This is a genomic window from Rhizobium sp. 01T444, assembly GCF_056398305.1.
Map to the genome: position 1 here is coordinate 1 of NZ_JBFTPD010000262.1, position 616 is coordinate 616.

The following is a 616-nucleotide window of genomic DNA, read 5'->3' on the forward strand; positions in this document are numbered from 1 at the left end:
GTGCTCAGCAGCGAATACGCCGGCGTGATCGGCGAGTAGGGCATGCTGGCCTGCATGGCCGCCAGCGCGAAGACCGCGTGCTCAATCGAATTGCCGGAGAGCGCCATGACGGTCCGGCCCTGCGCGTCCAGGTCGAGCAGTGCCTGGGTGAGCGCGTCGACGCGCTCGACCGCCTGGCCGTAGCTGAGCCGGTTCCATTGGCCCGTCGACCGGTCACGCTGCGCCAGCCAGGTGTGATCGGGCCGCCGTCCGGCTGCCCGGTGCAGCAGCCCCGGAATGGGCACGTCGATCGGCTTGAGGGGAACCCGGTTGCGCACGACGATCGTTCCGTCGGAGCGACGCTCGAGGTCGATGGAGCGCTCCAGGAAGGGAATGTCGAGAAACGGGACCTGGTCTGGGGACATACGATTACCTTCTGATCGGACTCGGCGCGCCCGCGAATACACGGTGGTGCTGCGAGGTGGAAGGCGACCTTACATCAAGCTGGCGGCTTTTTCGTAAGTGGTTTTCCCTAGAATCAAATAATAAGGCGACCTTATACTCACGGCCTTGTACGACGGGCCGATCCGGGTGCCACCTGGGTGGACATGCATGCCCGTCCCTGCAACCGGAACGG

General features: G+C 64.8%; 1 protein-coding gene. It reads right to left on the minus strand.

Going from position 1 to position 616, the window contains the following annotated elements:
* The coding region (locus AC1DTN_RS38345; protein WP_477925417.1) for an AMP-binding protein at positions 1–404 on the minus strand (404 nt) is incomplete at its 3' end.
* Positions 405–616: the final 212 nt, after the last annotated feature.